The following is a 2407-nucleotide window of genomic DNA, read 5'->3' on the forward strand; positions in this document are numbered from 1 at the left end:
TAATTTACATAATTGTTTCAATCAGAATAATTCTCTTTCATTCTTAAAAAATCGTCTCAAATACTAATGATAATTACTATCAATCCCCGATTTGTTTGATATGATCGGCACCTGATTTCGTCCTTAAATTGATCTGCATATTGGGTGGAGGCACAGCGTGAAAATAGCTGGCAAAGAGATTAAAGATAAATCATTCGTGCAAGGCCGGATGATAGCAGGCGTAATGGCATTATTGCTGGTGGCCGGTTTGGCAGGCCATGTACAGGCCGCGCCAGGCAACAGCAGTGCAGTCGCTGCATCTGTTGCCACACCAACGGCAACATCAACACCGTTACCTACGCCGGAAATCACCCCAGTCGCGGCAACTCCTGCTAATGCAGACGATGTTGCCCCTGCCACATCAGCGCCAGCGGTTCAGCCACTAACAGCTCCAGCACCACAAGGGTTGGCAATGGACTTATCTGTTTGGGGCATGTATCAGCATGCAGACGTGGTGGTTAAAGGGGTGATGATTGGTCTGGTACTGGCATCCATCGTGACCTGGACTATTTTGTTCTCCAAAGGTACTGAATTATTCCGTGCTCGCCGCCGTTTGCAGCAAGAACATGAAGTTATCGGGGCTGTGACTGATATGGATACCGCGTCTGAGCGGGCGGAGGCTTTTAGCACCGATAGCATTAGTGCCTTACTGCTACGAGAAGCGCAAAACGAGCGCCTATTGTCGACAGAATCCAATGATAACAATGGCATTAAAGAGCGTACGGCTTTCCGGCTGGAACGCCGTGTAGCAGCCATTGGTCGCCAAATGGGTAAAGGCAATGGGTTCCTGGCTACTATCGGTGCAATCTCACCGTTTGTCGGGTTGTTTGGCACCGTATGGGGCATTATGAACAGCTTTATTGGTATTGCTCATTCGCAAACCACCAATCTGGCTGTTGTTGCACCGGGTATCGCCGAAGCCTTGCTGGCAACGGCGTTAGGTCTGGTCGCAGCAATCCCTGCGGTAGTTATCTACAATATATTTGCTCGCTTAATTGGTAGTTACCGTGCACAGGTGGGTGACGTTGCCGCCCAAGTATTGCTGCTATTAAGCCGCGACCTTGATCTGGCGAGCAGCGCTGAGGCAAAGTCATCTAAGCATCCTCACCAATTGCGTGCGGGGTGATTTATGGCTATGCGCATGAATGACAATCTTGATGAAAGCGGTGAATTACACGAAATCAACGTGACACCCTTTATCGATGTAATGTTGGTACTGCTGATAATCTTTATGGTGGCAGCACCATTGGCAACAGTCGATATTAAAGTGGATTTACCGGCGTCTTCAGCGGTACCACAGCCACGGCCGGAAAAACCGGTATTCCTGACAGTTAAAGCCGATAATCAGCTTTATGTCGGTGATCAGCAGGTTGACCGCGATACCCTGGCGGCAGCGCTGGATAAAGTGACGCAATCTAATAAAGAAACCACCATTTTCTTCCAGGCGGATAAAGTGGTGGATTATGAAACCCTGATGAGCGTGATGGATGCACTGCGTAAATCAGGTTATCTCAAGGTTGGCTTAGTCGGTATGGAAGCGGGCGGCGCGAAATAATCAAAACAGGTGCGGTGAATGTCACCGCACCTGATCATCAGTTTTTAGGTATATTACGGCCAACTTCAGGCGTTTTTGTTGAGCTCAATGCCTGACGGAGGCTGGCTTCTAACTCATGAGCATTGTATGCCTCATAATAATTGCCTTCACCGACACACTTGTTCCAATCAATGTTATATGACTTATTTGTTGTTTTATGTTCTTCTGAGTATCCAATAGCAATAAATGCCATTCTGATATTATTTTCTTTTATTTTATCGCACATTTCTTTTTCCATAAGCGTTGATGTAATTGTAATGCCATTACCACTGTCACTGCCGTCAGACAGAATGATCATTAACTTGTTACTATTTGTAGAATTCGATTCTTTCAGTAATTTATTTCCAGCTAATATCCCAGAGCTTACTAATGTATCGCCCGCAACTTCTTGCTCTATATTTCTCTGAATATTATCATTGGTTAGATCATCAGAACTTAAAGTATAAGCATTTGATGTTTTTAGACAATAGGAATTGGATATAACATCATCTATAGGTATGTTAATAAAATCATGAGGGGCGGTGGTATTAGTAATAGAGTTAATGGTCTTATCGTAGTCAATATTATTTTCTATAGTACACATGGTCTGATCTTTTGTGTCTTTGTCACAGACTTTAACATTTTTAAGATAATCACCCAATGGCATATACGTTTTAGGGACGAAAGGGAAGTGGCAATATATTCTTTTCTGAACGGCATGATCTTCGATAGTTTTAGTTCCCCATGTAAATGGAACAAATCCAATAGTCTTAACACTGTCATTTCTCAATATGG

Annotated in this window: 2 protein-coding genes and 1 pseudogene; 2 read left to right on the top strand and 1 reads right to left on the bottom strand. The window is 44.3% G+C overall.

Translation table 11 applies throughout. The features are described from left to right. The first annotated feature begins 157 nt into the window (after positions 1-157). Positions 158-1165, top strand: a complete 1008-nt coding sequence (gene exbB, locus V1952_RS21170; protein ID WP_420075482.1) for a tol-pal system-associated acyl-CoA thioesterase — start codon at positions 158-160, stop codon at positions 1163-1165. A 3-nt stretch (positions 1166-1168) separates the two neighbouring features. Then, on the top strand, positions 1169-1594 hold the full coding sequence (gene exbD / locus V1952_RS21175) for a TonB system transport protein ExbD (protein ID WP_004390102.1): 426 nt from the start codon (positions 1169-1171) through the stop codon (positions 1592-1594). A 37-nt stretch (positions 1595-1631) separates the two neighbouring features. On the opposite strand, the pseudogene V1952_RS21180 reads toward exbD, so the two are convergent. After that, a pseudogene (locus V1952_RS21180) lies at positions 1632-2407 on the bottom strand (TadE/TadG family protein); the annotation flags it as partial.

It is taken from the genome of Yersinia sp. 2542 StPb PI, from assembly GCF_048593855.1.
In the GTDB taxonomy this organism is placed as follows: domain Bacteria; phylum Pseudomonadota; class Gammaproteobacteria; order Enterobacterales; family Enterobacteriaceae; genus Yersinia; species Yersinia enterocolitica_E.